At 73.0% G+C, this 15229-nt stretch carries 13 protein-coding genes; 7 read left to right on the forward strand and 6 right to left on the reverse strand.

Annotated elements, in window-relative coordinates; all coding sequences use genetic code 11:
• Positions 1-14: 14 nt before the first annotated feature.
• On the reverse strand, positions 15-1394 hold the full coding sequence (locus LGI35_RS32905) for an FAD-dependent oxidoreductase (RefSeq protein WP_227297922.1): 1380 nt from the start codon (positions 1392-1394) through the stop codon (positions 15-17).
• Between the two features lie 27 nt (positions 1395-1421).
• On the reverse strand, positions 1422-2411 hold the full coding sequence (locus LGI35_RS32910) for a DUF4349 domain-containing protein (protein WP_227297923.1): 990 nt from the start codon (positions 2409-2411) through the stop codon (positions 1422-1424).
• 149 nt (positions 2412-2560) lie between these two features.
• On the opposite strand from LGI35_RS32910, the gene hemG reads away from it, so the two are divergent.
• On the forward strand, positions 2561-4027 hold the full coding sequence (hemG, locus tag LGI35_RS32915; RefSeq protein ID WP_227297924.1) for a protoporphyrinogen oxidase: 1467 nt from the start codon (positions 2561-2563) through the stop codon (positions 4025-4027).
• Positions 4028-4031: 4 nt separating this feature from the next.
• Positions 4032-4751, forward strand: coding sequence for a hydrogen peroxide-dependent heme synthase (gene hemQ, locus LGI35_RS32920; RefSeq protein WP_227297925.1), 720 nt, complete (start codon positions 4032-4034; stop codon positions 4749-4751).
• An 80-nt stretch (positions 4752-4831) separates the two neighbouring features.
• Here the strand turns inward: hemQ and LGI35_RS32925 are convergent, their stop codons facing one another.
• The 4 genes from LGI35_RS32925 to LGI35_RS32940 form a co-directional block, all read right to left on the reverse strand.
• Complete coding sequence (locus tag LGI35_RS32925; RefSeq protein WP_227297926.1) at positions 4832-6424, reverse strand: alpha/beta hydrolase; 1593 nt, start codon at positions 6422-6424, stop codon at positions 4832-4834.
• 150 nt (positions 6425-6574) lie between these two features.
• Positions 6575-7345 (reverse strand): TIGR04222 domain-containing membrane protein, encoded by a 771-nt coding sequence (locus LGI35_RS32930; RefSeq protein WP_227297927.1) that lies wholly within the window; start codon positions 7343-7345, stop codon positions 6575-6577.
• A 107-nt stretch (positions 7346-7452) separates the two neighbouring features.
• Complete coding sequence (locus LGI35_RS32935; RefSeq protein WP_227297928.1) at positions 7453-8196, reverse strand: DUF4142 domain-containing protein; 744 nt, start codon at positions 8194-8196, stop codon at positions 7453-7455.
• Positions 8197-8299: 103 nt separating this feature from the next.
• A complete protein-coding gene (locus LGI35_RS32940; protein ID WP_227297929.1) occupies positions 8300-9643 on the reverse strand; it encodes an MbnB/TglH/ChrH family RiPP precursor modification enzyme in 1344 nt (447 codons plus the stop codon).
• 656 nt (positions 9644-10299) lie between these two features.
• On the opposite strand from LGI35_RS32940, the gene LGI35_RS32945 reads away from it, so the two are divergent.
• The 5 genes from LGI35_RS32945 (at position 10300) to LGI35_RS32965 (ending at position 15202) form a co-directional block, all read left to right on the forward strand.
• Positions 10300-12165: a phage tail sheath subtilisin-like domain-containing protein gene (locus LGI35_RS32945; RefSeq protein WP_227297930.1), complete on the forward strand. Its 1866-nt coding sequence runs from the start codon at positions 10300-10302 to the stop codon at positions 12163-12165.
• Positions 12166-12199: 34 nt separating this feature from the next.
• Positions 12200-12724 (forward strand): phage tail protein, encoded by a 525-nt coding sequence (locus tag LGI35_RS32950; protein ID WP_227297931.1) that lies wholly within the window; start codon positions 12200-12202, stop codon positions 12722-12724.
• A gap of 134 nt (positions 12725-12858) precedes the next feature.
• Complete coding sequence (locus LGI35_RS32955) at positions 12859-13587, forward strand: T4 family baseplate hub assembly chaperone (RefSeq protein WP_227297932.1); 729 nt, start codon at positions 12859-12861, stop codon at positions 13585-13587.
• Positions 13580-14311: a hypothetical protein gene (locus LGI35_RS32960; protein ID WP_227297933.1), complete on the forward strand. Its 732-nt coding sequence runs from the start codon at positions 13580-13582 to the stop codon at positions 14309-14311. The genes LGI35_RS32955 and LGI35_RS32960 overlap by 8 nt, the downstream gene beginning before the upstream one ends.
• A gap of 60 nt (positions 14312-14371) precedes the next feature.
• Entirely contained in the window at positions 14372-15202 is an 831-nt protein-coding gene (locus LGI35_RS32965) for a Pvc16 family protein (RefSeq protein WP_227297934.1), read from the forward strand.
• The last annotated feature ends 27 nt before the right edge of the window (positions 15203-15229 follow it).

A 15229-nucleotide genomic window follows, 5' to 3' on the forward strand; every position in this document is an offset into this window, starting at 1 on the left:
GTCCGGCGGATCCCCTAGCCCCTGCGCACCGCCGCGCTCGACTTGCGGGCCGCGACCAGGACCGGGTCCCACACCGGTGAGAACGGCGGTGCGTAGCCGAGGTCGAGGGCCGTCATCTGGTCCACCGTCATGCCCGCGGTCAGCGCGACCGCCGCGACGTCGACCCGCTTCGCCGCGCCCTCGCGGCCGACGATCTGCACGCCGAGCAGGCGGCCCGTACGGCGCTCGGCGATCATCTTCACCGTCATCGGGGCCGCGCCCGGGTAGTAGCCCGCACGGCTCGTCGACTCGATCGTGGCGGACACGTACTGCAGACCGGCCCGCCGCGCGTCCTTCTCGCGCAGGCCCGTGCGCGCGATCTCCAGGTCGCACACCTTGCTCACGGCCGTCCCGACGACGCCCGGGAACGTCGCGTAACCGCCGCCCGCGTTCGTGCCGATGACCTGCCCGTGCTTGTTGGCGTGCGTGCCGAGCGCGATGTGGCGCTCGCGTCCCGAGACCAGGTCGAGGACCTCCACGCAGTCGCCGCCCGCCCAGATGTTCTCGTGGCCGCGCACCCGCATCGCGAGATCGGTGAGGAGTCCGCCGTGCTCGCCCAGGGGGAGCCCCGCGGCGCGCGCCAGCGAGGTCTCCGGGCGGACGCCGATACCGAGGACGACGACGTCCGCCGGATACTCGTCGGACGTCGTCGCGACCGCCCGCGCCCGCCCGTCGTCGCCCGTGAGGATCTTGGTGACCTCGGCGTCGTCGACCATGGTGATGCCCATGCCGGTCATCGCCTCGTGCACCAGGCGGCCCATGTCGGGGTCGAGCGTCGACATCGGCTCCGGCCCGCGGTTGACGACCGTGACCTCGTATCCGCGGCGGATCAGCGCCTCCGCCATCTCGACGCCGATGTAGCCCGCGCCGACGACGACGGCCCGCCGCCCCGGTGTCGCGGCGAGCGAGTCGAGCAGCGCCTGGCCGTCGTCGAGGGTCTGCACGCCGTGCACCCCCGGCGCGTCGATCCCGGGAATCCGCGGCCGCACCGGCCGGGCACCCGTGGCGATCACGAGTTTGTCGTACGAGGTCCAGGCCTCCGTCCCCGTGTCCAGCTCACGCGAGCGCACCCGCCCGCCCTCGACGTCGAGTTCGGTCACCTCCGTGCGCATGCGCAGGTCGATGGACCGCTCCCGGTGCTCCTCGGGCGTGCGCGCGATCAGTTCGTCGCGCCCGGTCACCTCGCCGCCGACCCAGTAGGGGATGCCGCACGCCGAGTAGGAGGAGAAGTGCCCCCGCTCGAAGGCCACGATCTCCAGCTCGTCGGGGCCGCGCATCCTGCGGGCCTGCGACGCGGCGGACATGCCCGCCGCGTCGCCGCCGATGACCACCAGTCGCTCACGTGTAGGGCTCATGCCCACCAAACTACGTCCGTGCCCCCGTCACTCCCCTTCGCCCCGCTCCCCGGCCGGCGGATGCGCGGGCAGCGGGCCGAGCGCCGTCGTCAACGGCCGTGCGGCGGTGGCCCTGCGCGGCAGCCGCGGCCGCACGAGACGCAGCCACACGAAGACCAGCAGGCCGCCCACCACGGCGAACGGCAGCACCGCGCCGACGGCCACCGCGATCCAGCGGAGCATCGTCACGAACGCGCCCCAGCCGCCCGCGACCGCGTCGGTGAACCCCGGGTCCTCGTCCTTGTGCCCGGCCGGCTTCACCGGCGTCTCGGTCAGCGACAGTGTGATCGTCGCCAGGCTCGTCCGGTCCTTGAGGGACGCCTGCTGCGCGAGCAGGGCCTCCAGATCGGACTCGCGGGTGCTCAACTCCCCTTCCAGGGCCACGACATCACTCAGCTTCGTCGCCTTGTCCATCAGCTCGCGGACCCGGGCCACGCTCGCCCGCTGCGACTTGACGCGGCTCTCCACGTCGACGACCTGATCGGTGACGTCCTGCGCCTTCACGTTCCGCTCGATGAGCCGGCCCGCGCCCGCGAGGTCCGCGAGGACCTGCTCGTAGCGCTCCTGCGGCACGCGCAGGACGACACGGGAACGCTCGTGCCCCCTGCCGTCGCGGTCGGTCGACTCGTTGCCCACGATGCCGCCCGCGTCCTCGGCCGCGGTGCGCGCCATGTCGAGCGCCTGCGGGACGTCCTTGACCTGCACGGTGAGCGTCGCCGTACGAATGATGTGGACGCCGGTCAGCTTCGGCGGCTCACGCCGGGACGACTTCGCGTCCGACTCTCCCCCGTCCGCCCCCTTCGCGGCGCCCCGGTCCGCGGCGGCCGCCTCGCCGCCCGCGGCCTTGGAGGCGTCCCCACTGTCCGAGGCACCGGCGCTGCACCCCGTCAGCGCCAGCGCCGCCCCGAGCAGGACGGCGCCGGCCGCCCGTATGCCGCGGTGCCCCGGCCGCTTTCCTGTGGTGCCTGATGTCCGCATCGACGTACCCCCGGAGGCTGAGTGCGACGGCCGGTCCCACGGACCGACCCCGGCCGCCTCCTTTGACGGTCCGGCGACCCCTTTCGGTGGTTGCCGGGCGGTCCCGATGCGGTCACGGTCGGGACTCGCCGGTCTGAGACAGTGGGGGCATGCGCGAAGCGGACACAGGCACGGGAACGGGACAGGCCCCCAGGGCGGTCGTCATCGGCGGTGGCATCGCGGGGCTCGCCGCGGCCCACCGGCTGCTCGCGGTCGGCGCGCAGGTCACCGTTCTGGAGGCGTCGGGCCGCCTCGGAGGCAAGCTGCGCGCCGGGGAGATCGCGGGTGTACGGGTCGACCTCGGCGCCGAGTCGATGCTCGCCCGGCGCCCCGAGGCGGTCGACCTCGCCCGTGAGGTGGGGCTCGGGGACCGGCTCCAGCCGCCCGGCACGGCCACGGCCTCGCTCTGGAACAGGGGCGAGCTGCGCCCGATGCCCAAGGGCCATGTGATGGGCGTCCCCGGCACGGCCGCCGCACTCGCCGGGGTCCTGTCCGACGAGGGCCTGGCCCGCATCGAGCAGGACCGCGACCTGCCCGCCACCGAGTTCGGCGACGACGTCGCCGTCGGCGCGTACGTCGCCGAGCGCCTCGGCCGCGAGGTCGTCGACCGGCTCGTGGAGCCGCTGCTCGGCGGCGTGTACGCGGGCGACGCGTACCGCATCTCGATGCGCAGCGCCGTCCCCCAGCTCTTCGAGGCGGCCCGCGCCCACCGCTCCCTGACCGAGGCCGTCCGCGCCATCCAGGAGCGCGCGGCGCGGAACCAGCAGACGGGCCCCGTCTTCATGGGCATCGAGGGCGGCATCGGACAGCTCCCGCTCGCCGTCGCCGAGTCGGTGCGCGCGCGGGGCGGCGAGATCCTCCTCGACAGCCCCGCCCACGGACTGCGCCGCACTCCCGAGGGCTGGGAGGTCAGGGTCGACGACCACGTCATCGAGGCCGACGCCGTCGTCCTCGCCGTGCCCGCGCAGAAGGCGGCCTGGCTCCTCGACACCGAGTCGCCGGCCGCCGCCGCGGAGCTGCGCGCCGTCGAGTACGCCTCGATGGCCCTGATCACCCTCGCGTTCCGGCGCGACGAGGCGAACCTGCCCGAGGGCTCCGGCTTCCTCGTGCCGCCGGTCGACGGCCACACGATCAAGGCGTCCACGTTCGCCTCGAACAAGTGGGGCTGGATCGCGGCCGAGGACCCCGGCCTGGTCGTCGTCCGCACGTCCGTGGGCCGCTACCAAGACGAGAAGGACCTCGCGCGTGACGACGACGGGCTCGTCGAGGTGTCGCGCCACGACCTGCGGGAGGCCACCGGCCTGAGCGCCACGCCCGTCGCCACACGCGTCACGCGCTGGCACGAGGGCCTGCCCCAGTACCCCGTCGGCCACCACGCGCGCGTGGCCCGCATCCGCGGCCACGTCGCCAAGATCCCCGGACTCGCCGTGTGCGGGGCGGCGTACGACGGCGTGGGCATCCCGGCCTGCATCGCGAGCGCCTACGCCGCCGTCGACCAGCTGGACGGTGACCTGACCGGCGTGGAGGAGCTCACCGCGCACCCGGTGCAGAGTCTGCACGGCGGCGCGGGAGAATAGCCCCATGAGTGACGACGCCCCCGCCAGGATCCCGAACGCAGGCAAGAAGGCCAAAGACCTCAATGAGGTCATTCGCTACACCCTGTGGTCCGTCTTCAAGCTCCGAGACGTCCTCCCCGAGGACCGGGCCGGCTACGCCGACGAGGTCCAGGAGCTCTTCGACCAGCTCGCCGCGAAGGACGTGACGGTCCGCGGCACGTACGACGTGTCCGGTCTGCGCGCCGACGCCGACGTCATGATCTGGTGGCACGCGGAGACCGCGGACCAGCTCCAGGAGGCGTACAACCTCTTCCGCCGTACGAAGCTGGGGCGCGCCCTCGAGCCGGTCTGGTCGAACATGGCGCTGCACCGGCCCGCCGAGTTCAACCGCTCGCACATCCCGGCGTTCCTCGCCGACGAGACGCCGCGCAACTACGTGAGCGTGTACCCGTTCGTGCGTTCCTACGACTGGTACCTGCTGCCCGACGAGGACCGCCGCCGCATGCTCGCGGACCACGGCAAGATGGCCCGTGGCTACCCGGACGTCCGCGCCAACACGGTCGCCTCGTTCTCGCTGGGCGACTACGAGTGGCTCCTCGCCTTCGAGGCCGACGAGCTGTACCGCATCGTCGACCTGATGCGTCACCTGCGCGCCTCCGAGGCCCGTATGCACGTCCGCGAGGAGGTCCCGTTCTACACGGGCCGCCGCAAGAGCGTCGCCGAACTCGTCGCGGGTCTCGCGTAGTTCAGGTAGTTCCCGAGTCCGTACGCGAAGGGGCCGACCGGTCGTCGAACCGGTCGGCCCCTTCGCGCGTGTGCGCGCCGTCAGTCCACGGCGAGCGGCGCCGGTTCGGGGCGCGGGGCGCAGGCAGCGGTGCGGGTCACCGGGATCCGACCCTCCATCAGATACGCGTCGAGGTGGCTGTTCACGCACTTGTTGGGGCCGGCGGCGATGCCATGGGTGCCCGCGCCGCGCTCCGTGACCAGGACCGACCCCGGAAGCCTGCGCCACAGCTCACGGGCGCCCTCGTAGGGGGTGGCAGCGTCGCGCTCCGCGGCCAGGATCAGCGTCGCGGGCAGCGCGCCGGGCGCGGTCCGTACGTCGACGGGACGCCGGCGCGGGGCGGGCCAGTACGCGCAGGGCAGGTTCGTCCAGGCGTTGTCCCACGTCTCGAACGGGGCGCGGCGCGCCAGCTGGGTGTTGTCGCGGTCCCAGACGCGGAAGTCGGTGGGCCACGCGGCGTCGTTGCACTCGACGGCCGTGTAGACGGCCGTGCTGTTCTCGTTCTCGGCGGCCGCCGCGGTCCGCGGCGCGGCCTGCTCGGCGAGCGGCTTCGGATTGCCCTTCAGATACTCCGACAGCGCGCTCGCCCGCATCGCCCAGTAGTCGTCGTAGTACCCGGCCTGAAGGTACGCGGCCTGGAGCTGGCCGGGGCCGACGGTGCCGCCCGCGGGTTCGTTCGCGAGCCGCGCCCGGACCTTCTCGTAGCTCTGCTGCACATCGGCGGCGGTCGCGCCCAGGTGGTACGTCTTGTCGTGCTTGGCCACCCATTTGCGGAAGTCCGCCCAGCGCCGCTCGAAGGCCACCGACTGCACGAGGTTGTTGGTGTACCAGATCTGCTTCGGGTCGGGGTTCACCGCCGAGTCGAAGACCATGCGGCGCACATGCGAGGGGAAGAGCGTCGCGTACACGGCCCCGAAGTAGGTGCCGTAGGACGACCCCATGAAGTTCAGCTTCTGCTCGCCGAGCCCGGCGCGCAGCACGTCCAGGTCGCGGGCGTTGTTGAGCGTCGTGTAGTGCCGCAGCGCGTCCCCGGCGTTCTTCGCGCAGCCCCGCGCGTAGGCCTTGGCCTGAGCGATCCGCTCCAGCTTGTACGAGGCGGAGGGCTGGGTCGGCGCCTGGGTGGGGGCCTTCGTGAACCGCTTGGGGTCCTCGCAGGACAGCGGGGCCGAGCGGCCCACCCCGCGCGGGGCGTAGCCGACGAGGTCGTACGCGGAGGCGATGCGCTTCCACTCCGGCATCAGGGCGACGAGCGGGAAGTACATGCCGGACGCGCCGGGTCCGCCGGGGTTGAAGACGAGGGAGCCCTGCCTGCGGACCGCCCTGCCGCCCTTCGGCGCCGTGGTGCCGGTGGCCTTCATCCGGCTGACGGTGAGTTTGATCTGCTTGCCGTCGGGGTGGGCGTAGTCGAGGGGGACGGAGACGGTGCCGCACTTGATGTGGGCCGGGAGGTGCTCCGCGGCGGCGCAGGTGCCGAAGGTGATGCCGGTGGCCGCGGCGCGGGCGGCGGCCACGGCCGTGCCGCGCAGTTCGGTCGTGTCGGGCGGGGCCTGGGTGTCGGCGCGGCCAGGGGCGGCGACGAGGGCGGTCAGGACCAGGGATCCGGCGGCCGCGTAGACGGCGGGGGCTGCTCTCATCGCTCTTGTGGGTCCCTTTCGTCCGGCCCTCGTACGGCCGTTTCGCGCGGCCTCTCGGGGCTGTCACCCGTCTGCCGGGAGCAGACGCGAACAAAGGGGATACTTCGTGCGGCAGTTGACGAAGTAAAGCACCGGCCCGCCGGTGTCGGCTCAATGACCCCGTTGCGCCGTCCCGAAGGCCTCACGCAGAGCCGGGTCGGACACCGCGCGGACGCCGTGCACGGCGACGGCGGTCAGCAGGGCGGCCTCACCGACTCCGTCGCGTACGCCCCTCGGCAGGGCGCCGATCAGCCGCTGCCCCGTGGGGGAGGCCCAGCGCGTGTAGGGGTGGACCTCGAAGCGGGCGATCGCCAGACAGGACAGCGTGAGGATGAGGGGCAGCGCGAACCACGCGGCGACCAGCACGCCGTCGCCCGGTTCCCCGCCCGGCATCGTGAGCGACACGCCGGCCAGGACCACGACCGCGAGCGCGGCGGCCCGCACCTGGCGGACCGCGCCCGCGACCCCGCCGCGCGCCCCGTCAGGGACGGCGAGGCCCGCCGCGACGAGCCGGTCGGCCAGCGTCCGTACCGCGTCCGCGGCCGCCGTCGCCCGGCGCACCGCCCCTATCCGGGACTGTCCGTCCGGCCCGATGGCGCCGATCACCGAGCGCTCGATGTCGTCGCCGCCGACCGGGTCGACCACGGTGGCCCAGCCGGTGTGCGCGAGCAGCAGCCGCCGGCTGCGCGCCATCGACACGAGGGTCAGATCGGCGACCCGGAACGGGCCGCCCGACAGGAACGCGGCCTCGTACAGCGTCAGCTCGTGCGCCCCGCCCCCGGCCGGCTCGCTGTGTGCGGCGTGTGCCGCGGCGAGGCAGAGGCGCGCGCAGGACAGAAAGGCCGCGGCGCAGGCCATGAGCAGGAACAGAAGCCAGAACATGGCGTTTTTCTATGTCACCTGTTCGGGCGGCGCCACGGGTTGTTCACCATATGGACAGAGCGTTGTCTGCATGTGACGTTCCGTTTCCCTCGCCTCCCCCTGTCGTGTCAGGGCTTGGGCCGGGAGGCCGCAGGGGGCAGCGGGAAGGAGGGGGACGGGGTGAGGGGCGTCGGGGGAGCCGGGGACGCCACCGGGCCCGGCGGGGCGGGGGAGCGGGTCTCCGGTGGCGTACTCGCGCCGGCGGCGTCCCGCGCGAGGGCGTCGAAGTCGACCAGGCCCGTGGACTCCAGGACCTTGATGTGGTCGAGGACGGTCTTGTTCGCGTCGTCCGCCAGGTCCCGTACGAGCGAGTTGCGTGTCGTCGCGCGGACCTGGGCGACCAGTGAGAAGACCTTCCCGTGGGCCCGGCGCAGGATGTTGGCGAACTTCCGCTCGTAGTCGTCGCCGTGCGCCGCGCTCAGCTCGGACAGCCAGTGCTGCTGCTGGCTGTTGGGCTGGTTGGGGAGTTCGAGGCCGAGCCGCGCGGCGACCTCGCGCACGCGCGCGTCCAGGAAGGTGTGCCCCTCGACGAGGTGCTCACCCGCGGTCCGCACCGCCGTGCCGGTCCCTCTCGCCTCGGCCTGCTGGCCCGCGGGCAGCTCCCACAGGCCCGCGAGTCGCACCTTCGTGACGAACTCGCGGTCCAGGGCCGACAGGGGGCCGAATCTGGTCGACACGGTCCCCTCGTCGAGCAGGTCCACGCCCGTGCCGGAGCGGTCGGCGTACGACCAGACCGGGAACACGAGAGCCGCGAGCGTGGTGACGAGCCCGGCGACGATGAGTCCGGTGCCGTTGACGAATCGGGTGCGCATGGTGCCTCCTGGTGCGGCACCGCACGCTAGTCCGCTCCACGGACGTGGGCTCGGGTAACCCTGGGAATACGTCAACTGCGGTACGGGCGCGAGGTGGTGGCGCTCAGGCCGACCGGAGAGCCGGACGGCCCCGGTGCAGGGCGGACCGCGCCGCGCGCGCCAGACGTGCCCCCGGGCGCGCGGCCGGCGGGGTGGGCCCCGACCGCTCCCGCCACCACCGCTCCAGCTCCCGCCGCGCCCCCGCGTCCCCGGGCCCGCCGGAGTCGAGCAGATGCTCGGCGAAGTCGAGGGCGTCCCGGCGGTAGCCACCCGTCATGGGCCGGCACTGCGCGTACGACAGGAACGCCGGGCGGTACGCGGCCGGGCCGAGGATCTCCGGCAGTTCGGGTGCCACCTTCGCCACGACGTCCGCCCGCTTGGCGCACAGCGCCCGGCTCTGGACCTTGAGCCGCACCCGGTCGAACCCTTCCGGTGCGGGCGTCCCCGCGACGAGGGCGGACAGGAGCGCGGCCTGCGCGAGCGCGAGCCGCTGACGGGCGGGGTCGGTGCCCTGCGGAGCGCCGGCGTCCCGCGAGGCCGTGTCCGAGGAGGGCCGCACGGTGCGCCCCTCGGCGGGCGCGGTCGTCAACGTCCCCCTGATCTCGTCGAGTTCACGCTCCAGCTCCTGCGGCGCCGGGAAGTTCTCGTCGCGCTCCAGGAGGACTCCGGGCGGCGAGACCCGGGACGCCAGGTCCGCGAGGATGTCGAGGACGGGGCGCGGCACGGGGTGCGCGTGGCTGTCGTGCCACACGCCGTCGCGCTCGAAGCCCCCCGCCACATGCACGTACGCGATGGCCTCGACCGGCAGTTCACCGAGCGCCTTCGCCGGGTCCTCGCCGCGGTTGACGTGGTTCGTGTGCAGGTTCGCCACGTCGATCAGGAGGTGCACGCCGGTGCGCTCCACCAGCTCGTAGAGGAACTGACCCTCCGTCATCTCCTCGCCGGGCCAGGAGAAAAGGGCCGCGATGTTCTCCACGGCGAGGGGGACGGGGAGCGCGTCCTGGGCGATGCGGATGTTCTCGCAGAGCACGTCGAGGGCGTCCCTGGTGCGCGGGACCGGCAGCAGATGGCCGGCCTCCAGCGGCTGCGACGCCGTGAGCGCGCCGCCCGCCCGTACGAACGCGATGTGCTCGGTGACGAGCGGGGAACCGAGGGTCTCGGCGCGGGCCGCGAGGTCGGCGAGCCTGCCCTCGTCGGGCCGGTCGGCGCCGCCGAGGCCGAGCGAGACGCCGTGCGGCACGACGGTGACGCCGCGCTCGCGCAGCCGCAGCAGGGAGTCGGGGACGTGCCCGGGGCACACGTTCTCCGCGACGGCCTCGACCCAGTCGATGCCGGGCATCGCCTCCACGGCCTCCGCGATCTCCGGACGCCAGCCGATGCCCGTACCCAGACGCTCGATCCGCTGCATGGTTCCCCTCCTCCACCCCGGCCGTGTGCCGTGCGATGCCGGTGTCATGACCCCGGTGGACACCGCCGAACCCAGGAGGGGGGACGTTCAGAGGTTCATTTGAGGTTCCGTGCGACGCCTGCGCGCAGGGCCGGGCGCCCGGCGCCGCGGCCTTGCCGCCTCACCCCGGTGGAATCGGCCACGGCGCTCTTCGCGTGTCTCCGTGAGGCCACGAGGGCGGGAGGGCCTCGCGGGCCCGAGCGGAGCCACGCCGCTGCCGGAATTGCGAGGTACGTCAGGGCATGGGTTCCCTCCCGCTGCACCATCCACTGTGTGGAATTCGTGAACTACCTGTTCCGACACGTGCGCATCGTGTGCAGGTAGAACACGTCCCTCTTCATCGAACCGACTTTCGGGCTGGCGTAAACATGCCTTGCTCCCGTCACCCCCAACTCCCCAAGGTGGGTGGGCACTTGAGCATCAGGAGTCACAAGCACGCGTGCTTGACCCGGGCGGCCGTCCGTCCGGGGCATCGACGGGGGAAACTGATACGGGGTGTGCGGACCGGCGCGGCATGACGCGTCCGGAGACCGCCGCGCGCCCCCTTTTGCCACACCTCCCCCTCTGTCGCCTCTTGGTGCCTTTCACCCGGTGCCCGAGAAGGGATAGGAGGGGGAATGCCGACGAATGCCGTGAGTGCCGCGAGGCCGACTTACCCGGGCGTCTACGTCGAAGAGCTTCCCAGCACCACCCGCGCCATCTCCGCCGTGACCACTTCGGTGACCGCGTTCGTGGGGCACACCCGGCGCGGCCCGCTGAACGAGCCGGTGCGCGTCAGCGGATTCGCCGAGTTCGAGCGGCGCTTCGGAGGGCTGAGCGCGCAGAGCCCGCTCGCCTACGCGGTGCACCAGTTCTTCGGCAACGGCGGCTCCGTCGCCGTGATCGTCCGGGTCGCCAAGGCGGGCAGCGGCAAGACCGCCTGCGTCGTCCTGGAGTCCACCGACGGCCGCAGCGAGAGCCAGGTGCTCGAGGTCCACGCCAAGGAACCCGGCGTGTGGGGCAACAGCCTGCGGGTTGCCGTCGACTACGACACGGCGTGCCCCGACGAGACCTTCAACCTGCGGGTCCACGACGCCAGGGGCGACGCCCGCGAGAGCTTCACCGGCCTGTCCATGGATGCCGGCAGCGGAACCTACGCGCCCACCGTGATCAACGCCGGGTCGCGCCTCATCCGCGTCGACGCCGTGGGCGAGGGGCGCCCCGACCCGTCCGGCACCGTCTCCAAGCCGTTCGGCCACGAACTGCCCGATCCGGCCGTCGACGTGACGGTGAAGATCGGTGACGTGGAGCGCGAGTTCACGCTCTACGACGCCGACTGCGACGGCGAGGCCCCTTCCTCCGTGGCCGAGTTGGCCCTGCTTCTGGAGCGCAAGCTGCGGGCGCTGCCCGACGCGCCGGGCCGGCACGCCTTCGCGGGTGTCGAGGTCACCGCGTTCGGCCGGCGCCTCCAGGTCGTCGCGGGCTCCACCGACCCCGAGGACGTCGTCCGCTTCCTGGGCGAGTGCGCCAACGACCTGGGCCTGGAGGCCTCGGTCAACCCGCCGGTGTTCCCGCTGGAGGGCGGCGAGGACGGCGAGGCCCCCGGCCCGCGCGACCTCATCGGCTCGGAGGCCGACAAGACCGGCATCCAGGCGCTGCGCGGGGTGGCCGACGTCAACCTGCTCTCCCTGCCCGAGCTGGCGTCGTACGAGAAGACCGAGGACGCGCTCACCGTCCTGTCCGCCGCTCAGCGGCTGTGCGAGGAGCGGCGGATCTTCCTGCTGGTCGACGCGCCCGCCACGTGGGTGAGCGTGGACTCGGCGCGGGCGGGCCTGTCCGCCTTCGACGCCGTGCGTGGCAACCATGCGGGCCTGTACTTCCCGCACCTGCAGCTCACCGACCCGCTCACCGGGCGGCTGCGCGCCTTCCCGCCGTCCGGCGCGGTCGCCGGCGTCATCGCGCGCACCGACGCCGAGCGCGGTGTCTGGAAGGCTCCGGCCGGTACGGAGGCCCAGCTCGTCGGAGTGCGCTCCCTGACCGTCGATCTGACGGACCGCGAGACAGGACTGCTCAACCCGCTCGGGGTGAACTGCCTGCGCACGTTCCCGCTGGCCGGTCCGCTGGTGTGGGGCGCGCGCACGCTGGAGGGCTCCGACGCCCTCGACAGCGCGTGGAAGTACGTGCCCGTGCGCAGGCTCGCACTGCACGTGGAGGAGAGCCTCCAACGCGGGTTGCAGTGGGTCGTGTTCGAGCCCAACGACGAGAGCCTGTGGCAGCAGATCCGGCTGTCCGCCTCCTCGTACCTGCACACGCTCTTCCGCCAGGGCGCCTTCAAGGGCAGCACCCCGCGGGAGGCGTACTTCGTCAAGTGCGACAGCGAGACCACGACGGACGAGGACGTGGCGAACGGGATCGTCAACGTGCTCGTCGGTATCGCGCCGGTCCGTCCGGCCGAGTTCGTGGTCGTCAAGATCCAGCAGACGTCCGGGCAGTTCGCTCTCTAGCGGCCCGGGATCCAGGGAGAGCTGAAGGAAATCGATGGCTGAGTTCACGGTCAACGCCCATCGCTTCGACCCGTACAAGAACTTCAAGTTCCTGGTCCTGTGGGACGGACGTACGGTCGCCGGCATCAGCAAGATCAGTCCGCTGAAGCGGACCACGGAGGTCGTCAAGCACCGCAACGGCGGTGACCCCTCCTCCCCGCGCAAGTCGCCGGGGCGCTCGGAGTTCGAGGGCATCACCCTCGAACGCGGGGTGACCCACGACCCCGAGTTCGACCGCTGGGCCAACAAGGTCTGGCAGGTCGGCGCGGGCCTCGGCTCGGAGGTGTCCCTCGCGGACTTCCGCAAGGACCTCGTCATCCAGGTCCTCAACGAGGCGGGCCAGGTCGCCGTCTCGCACAAGCTGTACCGGACCTGGCCCAGCGAGTACCAGGTCCTCGGCGAACTGGACGCCAACGCCAACGCGGTGGCCATCCAGTCGCTGAAGCTCGAGTGCGAGGGCTGGGAGCGGGACTACGAGGTGCCCGAGCCGGAGGAACCCTCGTTCCTCAACCCGGCCTGAGCGCTCGCCGGAAGTGCCGCGACGGGTCGTCGTTCGTGTGCGGCTTCGTCGTGGCCGGTCGTCACGGTTCTCCGCGCCCCCGAGGGCGCCGCTGAACCGCCGCGACCCGCTTGGCCGAGGGAATCGGGGTGGACATGGTGAACACCGGGGCGGCCGAACTGCTGGCTGCCTGGGAGGCAGGCCTCGGCGAGGCTCCGGTCGGGCGTGCGCTGCTGCTGCACCGCTCGGCACGACCGGACGTCGGGGCGGAACGGCTGCCGGCACTGCCGGTGGGCCAGCGCGAGGCGGACCTGTTCGCGTTGCGCCGGGCGCTGTTCGGCGAGCGGATGCAGGTGCGCCTGGCGTGCGGGGCGTGCGGGGAGGACATGGAGTTCGACCTGGACGCCGGGGAGCTCGCCGGGTCACTGGGCGGGCGCGGCGAGTCGGCCGTGCGGGTGCAACAGGACGGCTGGGACGTCGAGTTCAGGCTGCCCGGCGTCGCCGACCTGACGGCGGCGGCCCGGGCGGCGGACCCGCGTACGGCACTGCTCGCGCGATGCCTGGTCTCGGCGGTGCACGACGGGACGGCGGTGACGGCGGGGGAGTTGCCCGCGCAGGTGCAGCGCCGGATCGTCGACGCCGTCGAGGCGGCCGACCCCGGCGCCGACCTGGCGCTCAACGTGGCCTGCCCCGAGTGCGGGCGGGCCACCCGGGCCGAGCTCGACATCGCCTCCTACCTGTGGACCGAACTCGACGCCTGGGCGCGGGACGTGCTGCTCGACGTCCATCTGCTCGCCACCGCCTACGGCTGGAGCGAGCCGGAGATCCTGGCGCTCAGCCCGACGCGGCGCCGCTACTACCTGGAGCTGTGTGCGGATGTCTGACTCCGAGGCCCCTGGGGGCTCGCCGGACTGCGCCGACTTCTTCGATCGGCTGCTCGCGCGGCACACCGCCCCGCGGCCGGCCGCGGCGCGGGTACGGCCCCGGCTGCCCGGCCCGTTCGAGCGGGTCGAGGCGGTACGGGCCGCCGCGCCGGCACCGGACGGGGACGCGCTGCTGTGGCCCGCGGCCACGCCGCCGGCCGTCCCGCTGCCGGACGTGCCGTCGCCGACGGTCGTGGCGGCACGGACACACACGGAACGGGAGCGGACCGTCGAACGCACGGAGCGGGCGGCTGAGGCGCAAGGGCCGCGTCCGGCTGCTCCGGCCCGCACCGAGGCGCCGTTGCTGCGTCCCGCCACCTCCGTTGCGCCGGCGCCGCGACCGCTGCCCGACACCGGGCGGCGTGCGGCGGTGCGCGGGGACCGGCAACCGGCACAGACCGCGGCTTCCGTGCCCGTCCCCCCGGGCAGGGACGCCGCTCCCCACGCCGTGCCGGCGGCGCTGCCCCCCAGCGCCGCCGGCCCGGCGGCGACGCGCGACGCCGTACGGCAGGCCGCGGCCCGGCGACCCGCACGCGCCACCGAGCAGGTGGTGCAGGTGCAGATCGGACGGCTCGAAGTGACGGCGGGCGAGGCGCCCGGCGCCGGACGGCCCCGGACGCCCGCCGCGGGGAGAGCCGGGGCCACCTTGAGCCTCGCCGAATACCTGGCGCGGGGGCGCGAGTGAACCGCGAACACGGATCAGTACGACGACCAGCAGGCCGAGAGGAACCGAGGAACTGACGCCATGAGCAACGCACTTGCCCTCGCGCATGTCACCCAGGCCCTCGCCCTGCTGCTCGAGTCCAACCTGGGTCCCGAGATCGACATGGCCGTCAAGGTCGAGCCGCGCAAGCCGCCGGCCGACCCGCCGACCGAGCCCACCATCTCCGTGTTCCTCTACCAGGTCACGCCCGACACCTCGCAGCGCAACAACGACCTGCCGACGCGTGCGGCCGACGGCACGCTGGTCAAGCGGCCCGTCGCGGCACTCGACCTGCACTTCCTGATCACCGCGTACGGCGACGAGACGGAGCTGGTCGGGCAGCGGCTGATCGGTTCCGTGGTGCGCGCGCTGCACGAGATACCGGTCCTGCCGAAGGACATCATCGAACTCGCCGGAGAACGGCCGTACTTGGCGGGCAGCGATCTCGCCGAGTCGGCGCAGCGCGTGCGGTTCACGCCGACGGTCATGGACGTCGACGAGACGTCGAAGCTGTGGGGGATGCTCTACCAGACGCCCTACACCCTGTCGGTGGTCTACCAGGCGGCCCTCGTCCTCATCGACGGCCGGGAGACTCCGGTGGTGGGCAAGCCGGTGAAGCGGCCGGAAGTACGAGTGCTGCCGTTCGGGGCGCCGGGCGCGCCGGTCCCTCCTGGAGCGGAGACCGCTCCTGACGTGACATCGAACGAGCCTTCTCCAGGCGACGTCGTGAAGCAGGAGCCCGAGCCCCCGGCCCGTCCGAGCGCCAAGAAGGCGGCCAAGGCCCCTGCGAAGGCCGTCGCGAAATCCCCGGCCAAGGCCCCGGCGCGCACGCGCAAGACAGCGCCCCGGGCCGCCAAGCCCGCGCAGGAGTGACACGGCATGGAGACGACGGGGGCAGGT

Source organism: Streptomyces longhuiensis, from assembly GCF_020616555.1.
Taxonomy (GTDB): Bacteria; Actinomycetota; Actinomycetes; order Streptomycetales; family Streptomycetaceae; genus Streptomyces; species Streptomyces longhuiensis.